At 65.3% G+C, this 16120-nt stretch carries 13 protein-coding genes; 1 reads left to right on the top strand and 12 read right to left on the bottom strand.

Going from position 1 to position 16120, the window contains the following annotated elements; genetic code table 11:
• Window positions 1-39 precede the first annotated feature (39 nt).
• The 12 genes from NQ034_RS11450 to hutI form a co-directional block, all read right to left on the bottom strand.
• Window positions 40-1035, bottom strand: a complete 996-nt coding sequence (locus NQ034_RS11450; RefSeq protein ID WP_257048979.1) for a hypothetical protein — start codon at window positions 1033-1035, stop codon at window positions 40-42.
• Entirely contained in the window at window positions 1032-1841 is an 810-nt protein-coding gene (locus NQ034_RS11445; RefSeq protein ID WP_306428265.1) for an amino acid ABC transporter ATP-binding protein, read from the bottom strand. The genes NQ034_RS11450 and NQ034_RS11445 overlap by 4 nt, the downstream gene beginning before the upstream one ends.
• Window positions 1841-2674, bottom strand: coding sequence for an amino acid ABC transporter permease (locus NQ034_RS11440; protein WP_257048978.1), 834 nt, complete (start codon window positions 2672-2674; stop codon window positions 1841-1843). The genes NQ034_RS11445 and NQ034_RS11440 overlap by 1 nt, the downstream gene beginning before the upstream one ends.
• Before the next feature lie 126 nt (window positions 2675-2800).
• Window positions 2801-3694 (bottom strand): transporter substrate-binding domain-containing protein, encoded by an 894-nt coding sequence (locus NQ034_RS11435; protein ID WP_257048977.1) that lies wholly within the window; start codon window positions 3692-3694, stop codon window positions 2801-2803.
• 13 nt (window positions 3695-3707) lie between these two features.
• A complete protein-coding gene (locus NQ034_RS11430; protein ID WP_257048976.1) occupies window positions 3708-4541 on the bottom strand; it encodes a PfkB family carbohydrate kinase in 834 nt (277 codons plus the stop codon).
• A 29-nt stretch (window positions 4542-4570) separates the two neighbouring features.
• Complete coding sequence (locus NQ034_RS11425; protein WP_257048975.1) at window positions 4571-5563, bottom strand: SIS domain-containing protein; 993 nt, start codon at window positions 5561-5563, stop codon at window positions 4571-4573.
• Window positions 5564-5810: 247 nt separating this feature from the next.
• Entirely contained in the window at window positions 5811-7007 is a 1197-nt protein-coding gene (locus tag NQ034_RS11420; RefSeq protein ID WP_257048974.1) for an FAD-dependent monooxygenase, read from the bottom strand.
• Between the two features lie 65 nt (window positions 7008-7072).
• Complete coding sequence (gene hutU / locus NQ034_RS11415; RefSeq protein ID WP_257048973.1) at window positions 7073-8785, bottom strand: urocanate hydratase; 1713 nt, start codon at window positions 8783-8785, stop codon at window positions 7073-7075.
• Between the two features lie 219 nt (window positions 8786-9004).
• A complete protein-coding gene (locus NQ034_RS11410; RefSeq protein WP_257048972.1) occupies window positions 9005-9820 on the bottom strand; it encodes an IclR family transcriptional regulator in 816 nt (271 codons plus the stop codon).
• 140 nt (window positions 9821-9960) lie between these two features.
• Window positions 9961-11442 (bottom strand): formimidoylglutamate deiminase, encoded by a 1482-nt coding sequence (locus NQ034_RS11405; protein ID WP_257048971.1) that lies wholly within the window; start codon window positions 11440-11442, stop codon window positions 9961-9963.
• Window positions 11439-13118, bottom strand: coding sequence for a histidine ammonia-lyase (gene hutH, locus NQ034_RS11400; protein WP_257048970.1), 1680 nt, complete (start codon window positions 13116-13118; stop codon window positions 11439-11441). Before hutH ends, NQ034_RS11405 begins: the two co-directional genes overlap by 4 nt.
• Window positions 13115-14401 (bottom strand): imidazolonepropionase, encoded by a 1287-nt coding sequence (gene hutI, locus NQ034_RS11395; protein ID WP_257048969.1) that lies wholly within the window; start codon window positions 14399-14401, stop codon window positions 13115-13117. The genes hutH and hutI overlap by 4 nt, the downstream gene beginning before the upstream one ends.
• A 344-nt stretch (window positions 14402-14745) precedes the next feature.
• Here hutI and NQ034_RS11390 point away from each other — a divergent pair, with 344 nt between their 5' ends.
• On the top strand, window positions 14746-15996 hold the full coding sequence (locus tag NQ034_RS11390) for a DUF222 domain-containing protein (protein ID WP_257048968.1): 1251 nt from the start codon (window positions 14746-14748) through the stop codon (window positions 15994-15996).
• Window positions 15997-16120 lie beyond the last annotated feature (124 nt).

The following is a 16120-nucleotide window of genomic DNA, read 5'->3' as shown; positions in this document are numbered from 1 at the left end:
TCCATCCACCCCGCTGTTTGAAAACGGCTACGACTACTTTCAGTCGGCTCCGGCCCGATCGCCGGCAAGGCCGGACACCGCCTCAATGACTGCGGCCTCACCATCTACGATAGCCCAGGCCATCAGGGCGTCCTGGGTTCCTTCACCGCCGATCAACACTGTCTTCAGGCCAGGCATTCGCCCGAAATCCTCCGTGTACGCACCAAGCACGTCCGCGCCCAGACGGAGGTACTGTGGATTTCCTGCTAGTCCCCCGGCACCGTGGACGGGGCCGAAGGAATCCACATCGTCGATGTCGGTAATCACCAGCCGGGATGCCGCCACAATATCCGAAGCGATCTCGCTGTGATCGGGGGCGAAGGAGTTTATTGAGGCGACTATCGTGCTTTCCCCTGCTGCTGAGGCTTCAAGCTCCCACAATTCGATTACCGGGCTGCGACTCGAGGTGCAGCAGGCGACGACATCCGCTCCCTGCAGCGCCGCAGCCTTGCTTTCGGCCAAGACTTCCCCGTCGTCGACAGACGGCCTTGACGGTGCCCAGATCCGAACTTCAGAAGCCCCCAGCACGCTACTGGCTAGCCGCGCCACTTGCCTGCCCTGTGCACCGTAGCCGATCACGGCCACCACGGGGGCTTCAATCGTCAGCACGCTTCGCACCCCGGCGATTAATGCTCCAGCTGTTCGCAGTACCGTTACCACACCGCCGTCGAGAACCGCCCGAGGTTCTCCCGTCTGTGCGGAGAAGAGCGTTACGGACGCCTGCACCCGATCGAGCCCCAGGCGTGCATTGTCGTTTACCTGCATACCCGATTTCACACAGGTTCCCAGGCCGGGGACGAAGCCCATGTGTCCGAAGAGGAGGGCCTCTGGCTGATCTACTGCCCGCTCCACTCGACCGCCGAACTGCGATTGCAGGACACCCACATGTTTCGCAATGCACCCCGCCAGCCCCATCAGCTCGACTCCGGTGGAATCGGGAACCGCTTTCATACACTCCGCAGCGGAATACAGGCGGAACGGGCTCGACGTACTCATAGCACCCTAGCCAAGAATTCAGTAGTGCGCGGATGTGCGCTGTCCTTGAAGATCTCCCTGGGAGTGCCGGCTTCCACGATGATTCCCCCGTCCATGAAAACGACCTTGTCTGCAACGTCGGCCGCGAAGCCCATCTCGTGGGTGACGATGACCATCGTCATCCCCTGGTCGGCCAGATTCTTCATGACCTCCAGAACATCGCCGACCAGTTCCGGATCGAGCGCCGAGGTCGGCTCGTCGAAAAGCATGACTTCCGGATGCATCGCCAAAGCTCTGGCAATGGCGACGCGCTGTTGCTGACCGCCGGAGAGCTGTGCGGGTTTGAACCCTGCTTTATCGGCTAGACCGACTGAGGTCAGCAGTTCCATGGCTTCTGTGTTGATCGCGGTTCCTCTGGAGCCATTGACCAGACGGGGTGCCAGAGTCACGTTCTCCAGCACGCTCAAGTGTCCGAAGAGGTTGAAACTCTGGAACACCATTCCCATGCGTTCCCGTTGCCGCGCCAGCTGAGCCGATCTCATCTCGCTCAGATCATCACCGCGCCATGAGTAGCCCACCGGTTCGCCGTCTAGGTAGACATAGCCGGCATCAGGTCTTTCCAACAGATTGAGGCACCGTAACAGGGTGCTCTTGCCCGACCCGGACGGTCCGATCACACATTGCACTTCGCCTTTGTGCACATCGAGCGATACCCCACGCAAAACATGATTGCTCCCGAATCTCTTATGGATCCCATCGGCCTTGAGCAGTGGCCATTCCACATCCGCCAAGCCGGAGACCCCGGCCGTAGAAATTTGTTCATTCATTACGCCATCACCTTCTTCGGGCCCTTCGAGGCAAACGGGTTGAACCGCAGTCTCCGAACATTGAGCATCGGCTGATCATGTATGCGACGTTCTATCAGCTGTTGCGCGATGGTGAAGATCGTCGTAAGCACCAGATACCAGACTGTGGCTACAAGGAGGAGGGGAATGGTCTGATACGTGCGAGAGTAGATCATCTGAGCACTGTAGAGCAGGTCGGGCGTCGCTAGGACACTGACCAAAGAGGTGAACTTGAGCATGGAGATCAGATCGTTGCCGATCGGCGGGATAACGATACGTAGGGCCTGCGGAAGGATGATCGTCCGCATGATCTTCGACGACCTGATGCCCAGAGCTGAGGCGGCTTCCACCTGGCCGTGCGGCACCGCCATTATGCCGGCGCGGATCATCTCGGCGGCATAGGCACTTTCAGTGAAAGCCAGGCCCAGAATAGCCGCGGCGAACGACGTCATCACCTGGTTCATATCCCATTGGGCCCAGGCGATCCCGGTATATGGAATACCCAGTTTGAGTACGGGGATCAATGTCGCCAGGTTGAACCAGAAGATCATCTGAACCAGGGGTGGAACGCCCCGGAAGAACCAGATCCAGATCCAGGCGACCGAGGAGAACAGCGGGTTGCGGCTCAGTCGCATAATGGCCAGGACGATTCCCAACGCCAGGCCGATGATCATCGCCAGTACCGTGAGTTCGATGGTCACCCACAGACCGTGCAGGATCTCCCCGTTGAAGAGGTATTCGCCGACGACGTTCCACTTCAGGTTCCGGTTCGTCATCAACAGGTGGATGAACGCGGCGATCAGGGCGATGACCACGACCCCGCCGACCCACCACCAGGGATGTTTCAGGTGGTGGACGTGGGTCTGGTTATCGGCCAGACGATGGTGGCCCGGGGCCTGCGGTTTGCGGTCGCGAGACGATGTTGAAGAAGACATGGCACCTCACCCGTTCGGCTGGTCTTCCGTCAGCAGGACGGCCTTCTTCAAGTCGCCTGCTTCCGAGGCTCCGTAGGACCGGCGCAACTTCTCATAGCTGCCGTCGTCGATCGCAGATTGCATGGCGTCGCGTAGCACCGGACCCAGTTCACTGCCCTTGGGCACCCCCACACCGTTGTACACGGCATTGACGATGAAGTCACCCACGTCCAGGCTGCCGGACTGCTGGGCGGCGTAACCTAACTTGCCCGAGCCTGCAGCAACCAGATCGACACGCCCGGAAGTGACCGCCAGCTCGGCAGATGGTTGATCTTTGAACTGCTGGATGTCCATCGGAGACGTCGCGCACAGCTTCTTCATGTTCTTCGTGAGATAGTCGTACTCCCAGGCGCCAGTCAGCACTGCGACCGATTTCCCGCAGGCCTCTTCGACCTTGGTCACCTTGTTGTCCGGCTTGGTCTTCGCCCAGGCGAACGAGGTGCCCTCCTTCTGCATGGGGACGAAGTCGAGCGTCTTGATGCGTTCATCCGTCACTCCCAGACTGGCGACCGCCATATCGTAGCGTCCGTTCTCCATACCGGGGACGATGGAGTCGAAGCCACTGGCGTTGAGCTTGAAATCCGTTCCCATCTTCTGGGACCAGATTTTGGCCAGTTCCACCGACCAGCCTTTGAATTCCCCGTTCTCCACATATTCCTCCGGAGCCCAGTCGCTGTACACCGCGACATTGACTCCGTCATTGAACTTGTCGGGGACTTTGTCGGCAACCGCGTCGTCTTTGGCGACGGTTGCAGGCGCACTGCCGGAGCCCGCTTGTTCCGAACTCCCGGTGTCTCCTCCACCACAGGCCGTCAGCAGGCCGACGCAGGCAATGGCGGCGAATGCGATCAGACGTTTCATAGCAATCACTTCCCTATCGATGTGAGATTCGTGGTCCCTTGTGCGATGTTCTGTATCCCCCGACCAAGTCGGGGTCGATGAAGAGGCCGACCGACCCCTGTTCCGAACAGGTCCGGGCCGCGATCTCGGCCGCTCGGATCAAAGTACTCTGGGGGTCGGCGCCGCCGACTATGCCTGCGATCATTCCCGCGATGAATGCATCTCCGGCTCCCAGAGTGTCAACGGCTTCGATGGGCAGACTGGGCTGGTGCCACTCGCCCTCGACGCGAAAGTGCATGGCACTGCGTTCGGCGCGGGTTACCGTGACCGTCTGTACCCCAATCTGCAACAGACGCCGCGCATAGGCACGGATCTCGTCATCGTCCCTGGCCGCGGCCGAAAAGAAGGCGTGGCTGACGAAGGGGATCAGCGAATCGACATAAGCGTCGTCGAAGTGTTCATCGAAGTCGAATGACACCGGAGCGATGGACGCCAGTTGTTCGACCTGAGCTTCCAACGCGGACGAATAGCTCGTATGAATGAGCTGTGCTCCGGACAGAGCGGACCATTGCTCGGGGGCCAGCGGAGCCTCGCTCGCCCCTCGGTCGAAGGCCCCGAAACGCCGGTCCCCCTCCACGTGGTAGATAGTAGCGAAGCCGGTGGCCGCCCCCGATATCCTGACGATTCTGTCAGCCGCCAGGCCCTCGGCGTCCAGCTGCGCAATCACCGCGACGCCCGCCGCATCGTCACCGACACTGCCGATGTACTGGACCCGGGCACCCAGCCGATGCAGGTTGACCGCCACGTTCAGGCAATTTCCGCCCACCGATGCGAGGGTATCCGCACCAGCACCGGAGAGCACATCCACAATGTTGTCCCCGACGACCGCGATGGGCATCAGTACTCGACCTTCCACATGTATTTTCGGCTGATCAATGGCTCGTTGGTCTTCGCCTCCACGTGCTTGGCCAGCAAGGCAATGATCGAGCTGGCAAAGAGGATCGCCGACACCGCGCCACGGTGTTCCGGGGCTACTCCGGTCATCGGCAGCTCTTCGGTGTCGAGCACGTGGCAGTTATCGCTGAACCGGTTCCCGAAGTCCACCGTCCGCTGGGCGACGCTCCGGGAACCGTCCTCCCCGAGGAATACGACGAGGTTGGTCGATTCCGTCACCATCTCATGAGTTCCGTGGAGGAAGTCGTTGGCGCCCGAGGCAACGGCGATCAGGTTCTGCATCTCCATCAGGTAACAGGCGGCTAGGGTGTCGGCGGCACCGTCGTTAGGGCCGGAGCCCGCGATGAATGTGACCGGTGCCTGTGCGACCGCTGCTGCGATATCGTTGAGCTTTTCATCCCACACGCGGTTCGATTCGGGGAACACTTCGCCGATCCCCACCAGGTCCTGCGCGGATGGAAGGCCGGCCGGCACCGCATCCTGCGCCATCAGGAGTTCGTGAGCCAATGCTGCCAGCAGTACCTGCTTGGCCTCGACACCATTGTGGTTGACGATGTACTCCGCGGCTTCACCGCAGGGATTGTCACTGGTCTGCGATACCAATAGGACAGGAGCACCTGCCTTCCTGGCTACCGTGATCGCCTCTGCCGTCTCCATAGTCGTCCCGTGGGTGGACGAGGCGATGACGATGGAATCCGCTCCCAGCGCCGCAGGCGGAGTTGCGGTGAACTCCGCGGAATTCAGATCGACCGCGGGGATGGGAGATGCCGCCAACAGATACTTCAAGACGCCGAACATGTAGTGCGAACCACCGCAGCCCAGCAGATAGATGACCTTCGTGGTGGGGCGCACCGCCTGCGCCACGAAAGCCTTGACCGCCGCCAGGGTCTCACCACTGGCCACCTCTGCCACGTCATCGATGACCGTCTCTTGCATGCCGACTACGCCTCGACCTTGAACTGTCTTTGCCATGAGTCCCCCCGGAGTGTTCCATTGCTCTTGTGTGAGATCGTTATCAGTTCACTCAAGTGTGATACCGATCTCACACATTGTCAATGGGAGATTTCATCAGCCTGATGACACTCATTGCCCCGCCACTAAAGCGATCCTGGCTTGTCAAAGCGACGAAACACTTTCACAAGCAAGGGAGCTTAGATCGTGGCCCACACAAACGGTCTGCCCCTCAGGGCCGAGGCCAGCCGGGGGTTCCGGCGGTCGCGGCAGCACGGGCCACGAGCGGACCGGGGATGCTGCGCAGCGCGGCGTCGCGCACCCGGGAGACGATTGACCCGCGGGCTTGGGCGATCCGGCCCATGGCGTGCGAACCGCGCCACAGTGGCCGGGTCCGGGCCCGGCGCAGCCGCGAGTACCGCTGCACCACGGCGTCCAGGCCCGCACCCACCACAGCCTCGGCCGAGGCCCCGCCCAGCAGGAGCACCAAGGTCGCGGCGTCCTCGATCGCCTGCCCGGCACCCTGCCCCAGATCCGGGGTCATGGCGTGCGCGGCATCGCCCAGCAGCACACCGCGGCGCACGACGAAGGAATGCGGGAACCGCGCCAGGTCGTAGATGTCGTGGCGCAAGATCGCGGCGCGCGGGGTCGCCTCGATCAGCTCGGCGATCGGCTCGTGCCAGCCCCCGAAGATGTCGCGGGCGGCCGCGCGGTCATCGGCGAACACCGCACCGGCGGGAGTCGATAGTGCGGCGAACCAGTAGACCCGGTCGTCGGGCAGCCGGACGATCCCGAATCGGGCGCCGCGGCCCCAGGTCTCCCCGACCTCGTCGGCCAGGTGGCCGGCGGATTCCGTGACCCCGCGCCAGGCCGTGTATCCGGCGAAGCGCACTCCGGGATCCAGTCCCCAGGCGCTGCGGGCCGCACTGCGCAGTCCGTCGGCGGCGATCACCAGGTCGAAGCGCTCCCGGCGCGTAGTGCCAGCTGACGGGTTGCCCGGGCATTCCGGACTCTCCGCGCCAACGGTCACTTCGATTTCGGGTTCGCCGTCCGGCGCCACGTGCGCGCGGCTGTCCGCGTGGACGCTGCCGGCGGCCAGTTCGGCCAGCAGCGCGTGGTGCAGTTCGACCCGGTGCATACTGCGCATGGGTGAGGTCTCGGACGGGGGCAGGGAGACCAGCCAGCGGCCCGACGGTTGTCGCTGGCCCGAGCGCATACTGCCCAGTGCCGATCCGCTAACTCCTCTGACCACATCGCCCAACCCGATGTCGTCGAGGGCTGCGAAGGCATTGCCACCCAACGTGATGCCCGCACCCACAGCGCCGGGTTCGGCCCGGCGTTCGAAGACGTGGACCTCGTGGCCCTGACGCTGCAAGCCGGCCGCCGCCACCAAACCGCCGATGCCGGCGCCGATCACCGCGATGCGCATAATCCCAGCTCCTCATTCGTCCTGTGACCAGGGTGCCATAGGGGTCCTGGCCCCAGGAGACCCTCTCAATCCAGGGTCGAGCGCTTGTCCAGGTCCGGGTCCATCGGTACGCGGATCTGGCGTTCGGCCGCGACTTCCTCGGCTCGTTCGTAGCCCGCGTCCACATGGCGCAGCACGCCCATGCCCGGATCGTTCGTCAGCAGGCGCTCCAACTTCTTGGCCGCCAGCTCGGTACCGTCGGCCACGGACACCTGGCCGGCGTGGACCGACCGGCCCATGCCCACGCCGCCACCGTGGTGGATCGACACCCAGGTCGCTCCCGAGGACGTGTTCACCAGCGCGTTGAGCAGCGGCCAGTCGGCCACCGCATCGGTGCCATCGGCCATCCCCTCGGTCTCCCGGTAGGGGCTGGCCACCGAACCGGAGTCCAGGTGGTCGCGGCCGATCACGATGGGGGCACTCACTTTGCCCTCAGCCACCAACTCGTTGAACTTCACCGCGGCCTTGGCACGCTCGCGGTAGCCCAGCCAGCAGATGCGGGCGGGCAGGCCCTCAAACTCGACGTACTCCTCGGCCGCGTCCAACCAGCGGTGCAGGTGTTCGTGTTCGGGGAACAGCTCGCGCAGGGCATCGTCGGTGACCTTGATATCCGCCGGATCACCGGACAGCGCGACCCAGCGGAACGGCCCGTTGCCCTCGCAGAACAGCGGGCGGATATAGGCGGGAACGAAGCCGGGGAAGGCGAAAGCGCGGTCGAAGCCGGCCTTGCGCGCTTCGTCGCGGATCGAATTGCCGTAGTCGAAGACCTCGGCTCCACGGTCCATGAAGCCCACCATCGCGGCCACGTGCTTGGCCATGGACTCCTGCGAGCGCAGGGTGAATTTCTCCGCGTCCTCTTCGGCTTCGGCCGCCCAGTCCTCCAGCGACACACCCAGCGGCAGGTAGGACAGTGGGTCGTGGGCGCTGGTCTGGTCGGTCACGATGTCGACGGCCACGCCGCGTTCCAGCAGTTCGGGCAGGACCTCGGCGGCGTTGCCGACCAGGCCGACGGACAGTGCGCGCTTCTCGGCCTTGGCCGTCAGCACGCGTGCCAGCGCATCGTCGAGGTCCGTGCAGACCTCGTCCAGGTAGCGCTTGTCGGCACGCCGGTCCAGGCGCGTCTTGTCGACGTCGACGATGAGCACCGCACCGCCGTTGAGGGTCACGGCCAGCGGCTGTGCCCCGCCCATTCCGCCACAGCCGGCGGTCACGGTCAGGGTGCCGGCCAGGGTGCCGTCGAAGCGCTTGCGGGCGACCTCGGCGAAGGTTTCGAAGGTGCCCTGCAGGATGCCCTGCGTGGCGATGTAGATCCAGGACCCGGCGGTCATCTGGCCGTACATCATGAGGCCCTCTGCCTCCAGCTCGCGGAAGTGTTCCCAGTTCGCCCAGTCGCCCACCAGGTTCGAGTTGGCGATGAGCACGCGCGGCGCCCACTCGTGCGTCCTGAGCACACCCACGGGTTTGCCGGACTGCACGAGCAGGGTCTCGTCATCCTCCAGATCGTCGAGGGTGCGCACGATCGCGTCGAAGGCCTCCCAGGATCGGGCCGCCCGCCCGGTGCCGCCGTAGACGACCAGGTCCTCGGGACGTTCGGCGACCTCGGGGTCGAGGTTGTTCATCAGCATGCGCTTGGGCGCTTCGGTCTGCCAGGACTTGGCGGTGATCTGCGTGCCGCGCGGCGCACGCACGGTGCGGCTGGGATCGTGGCGGGTATAGGTCTTCGGGTCGGGCTGGGCCATGGCGGGCTCCTTCGCGTTGGGGCCGCTGTGCGCCGAGGTGGCGGCGGCTTCTTCTCCTGCCCTCCATCGTGCCCGCTCGGTTGATGGCAGGCAGGTGCCCTGGACCATATTGCGTCCGGTATTTCGGACAGGAGCGGGGTGTGCGGACGATTCCCGGGGCGTGGGGTTCTTTCCGGAAGCCTACCCACACATGTAGGCCTACAGATGTGAGCCCATCCCCTAGCGCAGCCGGCGGCTGAGCCGGCGGGCCACATCCTGTACCCGCGTGCCCAGGGATTCCAGAGCCTCCTCCGCCGCTCCCGGGCCGAGGCCGCCGCCCGGTTTCCGCACATCTCGCCCCTGCCCGGCGCCGAGGTCCCGCACGTCCCGTTCCTGCACACTCAGGCCCACTGCGGCCACCGGACGGTCCACGGCGTCGAGCACCGCGGCCGCCACCGTCACCACCCCCGGCGTGATCTCCCCGCGTTCCAGGGCGAACCCGCGGGTCCGCGATGCCGCCAGCTCTGCATTGAGCTCGCGGACATTGCGCGGGCCCACACCCGTGCGGTTGACGAAGGAGGATTCGCCCGACAACAGGGCCAGGACCTCGCGCCTGGACAGCCCGGCCATCATGGCCCGGCCCGTGGCCGTCAGGTAGGCCGGCATCCGCACCCCGGTCGCGGTGATGATCGCGACGGAACTGACCGCCTGTTCCTTGGCGATGTAGATCGTCTCCCAGCCGCGCAACACGGCCAGCTGCGCGGTCCCGGAGGTCGCCTCCGCCAGTTTCACCAGCATCGGCTGGGCCAGTCGTTGCAGGGGGTTCGCCCGCGAGTACGCACTGCCCAATTCCGCGACGCCCGCGCCCAGCATGTAGCCCGTTTCGGCCTTGGCGACGAGCCCCTGTTCGTCCAGCACGGCCAACAGTTCATAGGTCGAGGAGCGCGGGATGTCGAGGCTGCGACTCAGCGCGCCTGCGCTGATCGGCCGGTTGCCGGAGGCCAGGTGGCGCAGGATCGCAATGGCACGGCGCAGCGCCGGCGAGTCCGAGGTCATGGCATCACCTTATGCACCCGGCTTTTCACGCCTGTTACGCGCCGGCACCCTGGCGCGCCCACATCATTGGGCCATCTGTTTCAGATTGGACCGTTCAAACAGCCACATCTGAGACAAACGACCCAATGATGTGCTGCCGCTTACAGCTCAAAGTGCGCGAGCGCCTCGCGATACAGCTCGGCAACCGAGCCCAGTCGAGCGTGCACGCCGCCCCTGGCCACTTCCCGGCCACCCACCAGCACATGCCTCACATCGGCCGAGGTCGCAGCCAGCACTGCCTGCACGCCCAGCGAGCCGATGGTCCGCACCGACCCAGTATCGAGCACTAAATAGTCCGCAAGCGCACCGGGCGCGAACCCCGACCCACCGAGTACAAGGCCGGGGGCTGCGTCCACCAGCGCGCTATCGGTAACGGCGCCCGGCCGCAGGGACCCTGCCCCGCCCTCGCTCAGCGCGGCCACGAGTTCTTCGGGTGAGAAGCGACCGCGCTGCCCGGCCAAGCCAGAACCTGCCGCGTCGAAACCCACAGCGCCCAGCCCCGAGGCCAGGCGCTCCCCGGCCTCCAAGCCGCGGGCCTCCAACAGCGGATCCAGCACCACATGCTGGTCCGAGCCCAGAGCCACTACAGCTCCGGCATGGGCCAGGGCACGGGCGGGTCCGATGCCATCGGCCAGGTCCGCCTCCGTGGTGGGGCACATGACGATGTGCACACCGGCGCCGGACAGCAGTTCAATGTCGTGGGCGCTCAGATGTGTCGCGTGCACGGCGGACAGACGCGGGGACAGCAGACCGGCCTCGGCCAGCAGTTCGGTGGGGCTCATGCCGTGGGCGGCCAGACAAGCCTCGTTCTCCGCAGGCTGTTCGGACAGGTGCACGTGCAGCGGACCGGGCAGCTCCCTGAATGCGGGCAGCGTTTCACGTGGAACGGCCCGCACCGAATGGATGGCGGTGCCCAGAGTGACCAGTTGGCCAACCGCCGGCTGGGACCTGGCCAGGGAGTCCAGGGCGAGCGCCAGTCGGGAGTGTCGGTCCAGGAATCCCTCGATCGAGCCGTCGGAGAACCTGGCCTGCTCACCACCCAGCGGTAGATACGTTCCGTCCGGGGCGATCCCGCCTGCCAGATAGCAGGTATCCAACAGGGTCAGCCGGATCCCGACTGCGGCTGCAGCCTGCGCCAGGGCCAGCTCCATATCGTGATCCGGGTAGGGGGTTCCATCGGGCCGGTGGTGCACATAGTGGAATTCGCCCACCGCGGTGTAGCCCGCCGCCACCATCTCGGCGAACACAGCGCACGCCAGGTCGAAGTAGTTCTCCGGGGTCAGCTGTGCGGCCGCCCGGTACATCACGTCCCGCCAGGTCCAGAACGAGCCGCCGTCACCGTGCGTGCGCCCGCGCAGCAGGCGGTGGAAGGCATGCGAATGCGCATTCTGCGCTCCCGGCAGGGCCAGGCCGGCATAACACCGCACCGCAGGATCACGCGGTTCGGCGACATCCACCGAGACCGAGGCGACACGGCCGTCTGCGCCGACCGTCACCTCGACGCCGGAACGAACGCCGTCCTCCCGACCGACGGTCGCTCCCGCCGCGCCGGCGAGGTAGGCCCGTTCGAACCACAGCTTCATACCGTGTGCGCCCCCACGCCGCTGAGCACCGTTCCGTCTGTATCGGTCAGGGTGTGCCCCAGCCCGCCGGCCTTACTTCCGCCGACCACGCCGGACTGCTCCCCCGCACCGTCTGCAGACACGCCGGCCCGCGCCGGGCCGGTAGCCGCCTCAGCCGCGGTCAGCGCACTCCCGGAACGCACATACTCGATCGTCGCTGCCAACTCCGGGCTCATGAACCGGTCCGGCCCGCAGCCGGGGACCAGTTCGCGCAGCCCCGCAATAACCGCCCCGGTCACCGGCGCGGGCGCGGCATCGCGCAACTCGGTCGCCCGCGCTGCGGCGTAGAGCTCGATCCCCAACACGGAGGTCAGATTATCGACGGCCTTGCGCAGCTTCCGGGCGGCGTGCCAGCCCATGGACACGTGGTCCTCCTGCATCGCCGACGAGGGAATCGAGTCCACGCTGGCAGGTGCCGCCAGGCGCTTGGTCTCCGATACCAGTGCCGCCTGCGTGTAGTGCGCGATCATCAGACCGGAGTCCACTCCGGGATCATCGGCCAGGAAGGCGTGCAGCCCCTGATTGCGGGCGGGATCCATCGCCCGGTCAGTGCGACGTTCCGCGATCGAGGCCGCATCCGCCACGACGATCGCCAGGAAGTCCATGGCGTGCGCCAGCGGGGCGCCGTGGAAGTTGCCGTTGCTCGACACCATTCCGCTGTCCAACACCACCGGATTGTCGATAGCCGCCCGCAGTTCACGGGCAGCCACGTTCGCCGCATAGGCCAGGGCGTCGCGGGCCGCACCGGTGACCTGCGGGGTGCAGCGCAGGGAGTAGGCATCCTGCACCAGATGGGTCGAGTCCTTGTGCCCGGCCACGATCGCCGAGCCCCGCAGTGCCGTCGCCATATTCGCAGCCGACAGTGCCTGCCCGTCGAAGGGGCGCAGCGGATAGTGCAGTTCGGGCTGGAACACCGTATCCGTACCCAACTGGGACTCCACGCTCATGGCTGCGGACAGATCGGCCGTGCTCAGCAGTTTCTCGAGGTCGAACAGAGCCATGATGAGCTGGCCCAGCATTCCGTCGGTGCCGTTGACCAGCGCCAGTCCCTCTTTCTCCTCCAGCGCGACCGGCGTGATGCCGGCGGCTGTCAGGACCTCGGCGGCGTCCACCGCGCGGGGTGCAGCGCCTGCGGCGACTGCAGGGTCGTGGACCAGTCCCTCCCCCATCACCACCAGGGCGCAGGCGGACAGTGGCGCCAGATCGCCCGAGCAGCCCAGGGAGCCGAATTCGTGGACCCACGGGGTGATGCCGGCATTGAGCAGGGCGATATAGGCGTCCAGGGTCTCCGGCTTCACCCCGGTCCGGCCGGTTGCCAGGGTCCGCGCACGCAGCAGCATGAGGGCGCGCACGACCTCGCGCTCCACGGGTTCACCCACCCCCGCGGCGTGGGAACGGATGAGCGACTTCTGCAGCTGTGCCCGGGACTCCGCCGGAATGTGCCGCTGGGCCAGCGCGCCGAATCCCGTGGACACGCCGTAGACCGGCTTTTCGGAGGTGGCCAGCCGTTCAACGCTCCGACGCGCGGCGATGACCTGTTCGCGCACATGCGCGGGCAGCGTCACGGGTTCATCGTGTCTGGCGACGGCGATGACCTGGGCGAAAGTCAGGGTCTGTGGGTCGAGTTCAACGGTCATCGGGTCTCCTCATGGTTCTGCGGTGCGTGGTCTGTGCGGTCGCGCCGGTCGGCAGTGCGGTCGAAGTAATACGGCGCCGGGTTCTCTGCCACCTGCTCACCGCCGCGATAGACCCTGGCGATCTGAGCGACCCCCGGCCGGTAGGCCAGATAACGGTAGCCTGGCGCGTCCAGAATACTGAAATCTGCCCGCTGACCGGGGAAGATACCGCCCACATCGGTTCGCCGCAGTGCCTTGGCACCACCGGCCGTGGCGGCGTGGATGGCCTGCTCGACGGTGAAGCGCATATCCCGCACCGCCAGGGCAATGGAGAACGGGATCGAGTTGGAGAACCCCGAACCAGGATTGGTGTCGCTGGCGATCGCCACGTCCACCCCGGCCGCGTAATACCGGCGCGCGTCCGGGTATGGCTGCCGAGTGGAGAACTCGATGGCCGGCAGCAGGGTCGCCACGGTGCCGGCAGCGGCCAGAGCGCGCAGGTCCTCGGCCGAGGCGAAGGTCGCATGGTCGGCACTGGCACATCCCAGCCGCGCGGCCAGGCGCAGCGCCCCGCCGGCAGTGAGCTGATTGGCGTGGATCCGCGTGAGCAGGCCCGCCGCTCCGGCGGCCGTCACAATCCGTTCCGTCTGCGCTTCTGTGAAAGCACCCTCTTCGCAGAACACGTCGACCCAGCGGGCCAGACTCTGCGCGGCCACGGCGGGGATCATCTCCTCGATCACCAGGTCGACATAGGCGTCGGGATTGTCCCGGTATTCCGGCGGCAGGACATGGGCCGCCATCAGAGTCGTCTCCGAGGTGTGGCGCGCGGCGATCCGCAGTGCCCGCAGTTCGTCTGCGACGGTGAGCCCGTAGCCGGACTTGATCTCCACCGTCGTCGTGCCCGAATGCAGGGCCTGGGCTAGCAGGGCCCGCAGGTTCGCCTCCAGTTCGGCGTCGCTCGCCGCCCGGGTCGCGGCAACAGTGGTGGCGATTCCGCCCGCGGAGTAGGACTCGCCGGCCATCCTGGCGGCGAACTCAGCGGAGCGTTCGCCGGCGAACAGCAGATGGTTGTGGCTGTCGACGAAGCCGGGGATGACAGCCGCCCCGCGGGCTGACACGATCTGGTCCGCGGGGCCGAGGTCCGGGTTGGATTGATCGCCGAGGTTCCGGTCGGCCGAGGAGCCCACCCAAGCTACCCGGCCGTCGTCTATCAGGAATGCCGCATCGGCCACCGTGCCCAGCAGCCCGGGGCGGGCGGGGTCGTTGGTCACGAGCTCGCCGATATCGGTCACCAAGGTTCTCATGTTTCAAGTGTGTCTTACGGCACTGACACGGAGGCTCGCCCGCGATGCCGATTGTCCGATATGTCGGACAAAGCCCCACGGTAAGCACCCTGTGCAAGCAGCAGGACTGCACGTTATCCACATTTACACAGACTTAATCCACAGGAACTACCGCGAATGCGACCGTGCGTCACCAGCCTGTGGATAAAAGAAATATCAGTACTTTTCTTCGAAAAACACTAGTCAAAGGAGGAATTGAATAATAGAATATAGGCACAAAAGGAACCACACAGTCAGCGTCGATCTAGTGGGACCCAAACAACCATGAGCACCACCTTCACCCCATGCGCGAAAGGAGACTCGGAATGTCTACTCTCCCCAGTCTCCGCGCGGTCCAAGACGACTACCAACACACCCAGTCCACCCGCTGGACCACCATCATCGACTACCTCCTCACCGCCACCGGCACCACCATGGAGGAAATCGAACACGCCGGTAACTCCGATGATGCCCCGAACGCCCGCAACCCACAGGCCATCATCGAAGCCCTCAAAGACCTACTCACCGCCGTACCCGCCACCACCTGGATGGAACTGGCCACCACCCTTGGGAAAACTCGCGGACAGACCCGCGCGCTGGCCACCCGCATCCTCAAAGGCCGGTTCCTCCTCCCCCGCCTCACCACAGCCATGCAATCCGGGAATCTATCCTTCGACCTCTACGACCACACAACCTCCCGCGCCCAAGACATCGAAGCCGGCTCCTACGACTACCTCGACCAAGCACTCACCCTGCTCGCACCCACCACGGACGCCACCCACTACCGCGCCACCCTCACAGCCGCCATCACACTGCTCAAAACCCCCGAACACTCGGCGGAACACGCCTTCGAAGAACGCAGCACCCACCTGACCGACCTGGGCAACGGACTCGGCATCCTCGAACTCACCGGACCCATCCACACCCTCACCGCCCTCGACGCCAGACTCAAAGCCTTCGCCAAAGCCATCCGCGCCGCCGACCCCATCCTCCTCAAAAACGCCGGCAACCACACCATCACCGACGACCGGAACCTCGGCCAACTCATGTTCGACATCCTCGCCAACACACCCGCAAGCCTCGACATCACCGTCACCGAACACCCCACAACCAGTCAGACCCTTGCAGACAACGGCAATGACGAAGATGCCCACGACACAGCCGAACCCACCAGCACCCAGCAGATCACCGTGACCATCCCCACCAACGACTCCTGGCTCGCCTCCCAAGCCCAGGTCTCCACCACAGTCCCCTTCCTCACCCTCTCCGGCGACGAACCACTCCCCGGACAACTCGCAGGCAAAGCCCCCATCCCCGCCGACATCGCCTGCCACCTCGCCTCACAAGCACCCTCACTACGCCGCCTCCTCACCGACCCGGCAACCGGGGCCGTGCTCGACGAACAAGCCCGCAGCTACCACATCCCCACAGCCCTGCGCACCACCCTGCAAAACAAATGGGCCTGGTGCACAGCCCCCGGCTGCACCCGACCAGCCCAAACCTGCGACCTCGACCACATCGAACCCTTCAACCACGAAAACCCCACAGCAGGCGGACCCACCACAGCAGCCAACTGAATCGCCCCGGGAATAATAGAGGCAGGGAGATTGGAAGAAGGAGATTCTCTCGTGCCAGTGAAATACACCGACGAACTCAAGGCTCGCGCCGTCGCGCTCGTCATCCATGCCCGGGCCGATCCCG

It is taken from the genome of Brevibacterium moorei, assembly GCF_024580735.1.
In the GTDB taxonomy this organism is placed as follows: domain Bacteria; phylum Actinomycetota; class Actinomycetes; order Actinomycetales; family Brevibacteriaceae; genus Brevibacterium; species Brevibacterium moorei.
Note: the sequence above shows the minus strand (reverse complement) of the source record. Positions and strands in the feature narration are given on the sequence as shown.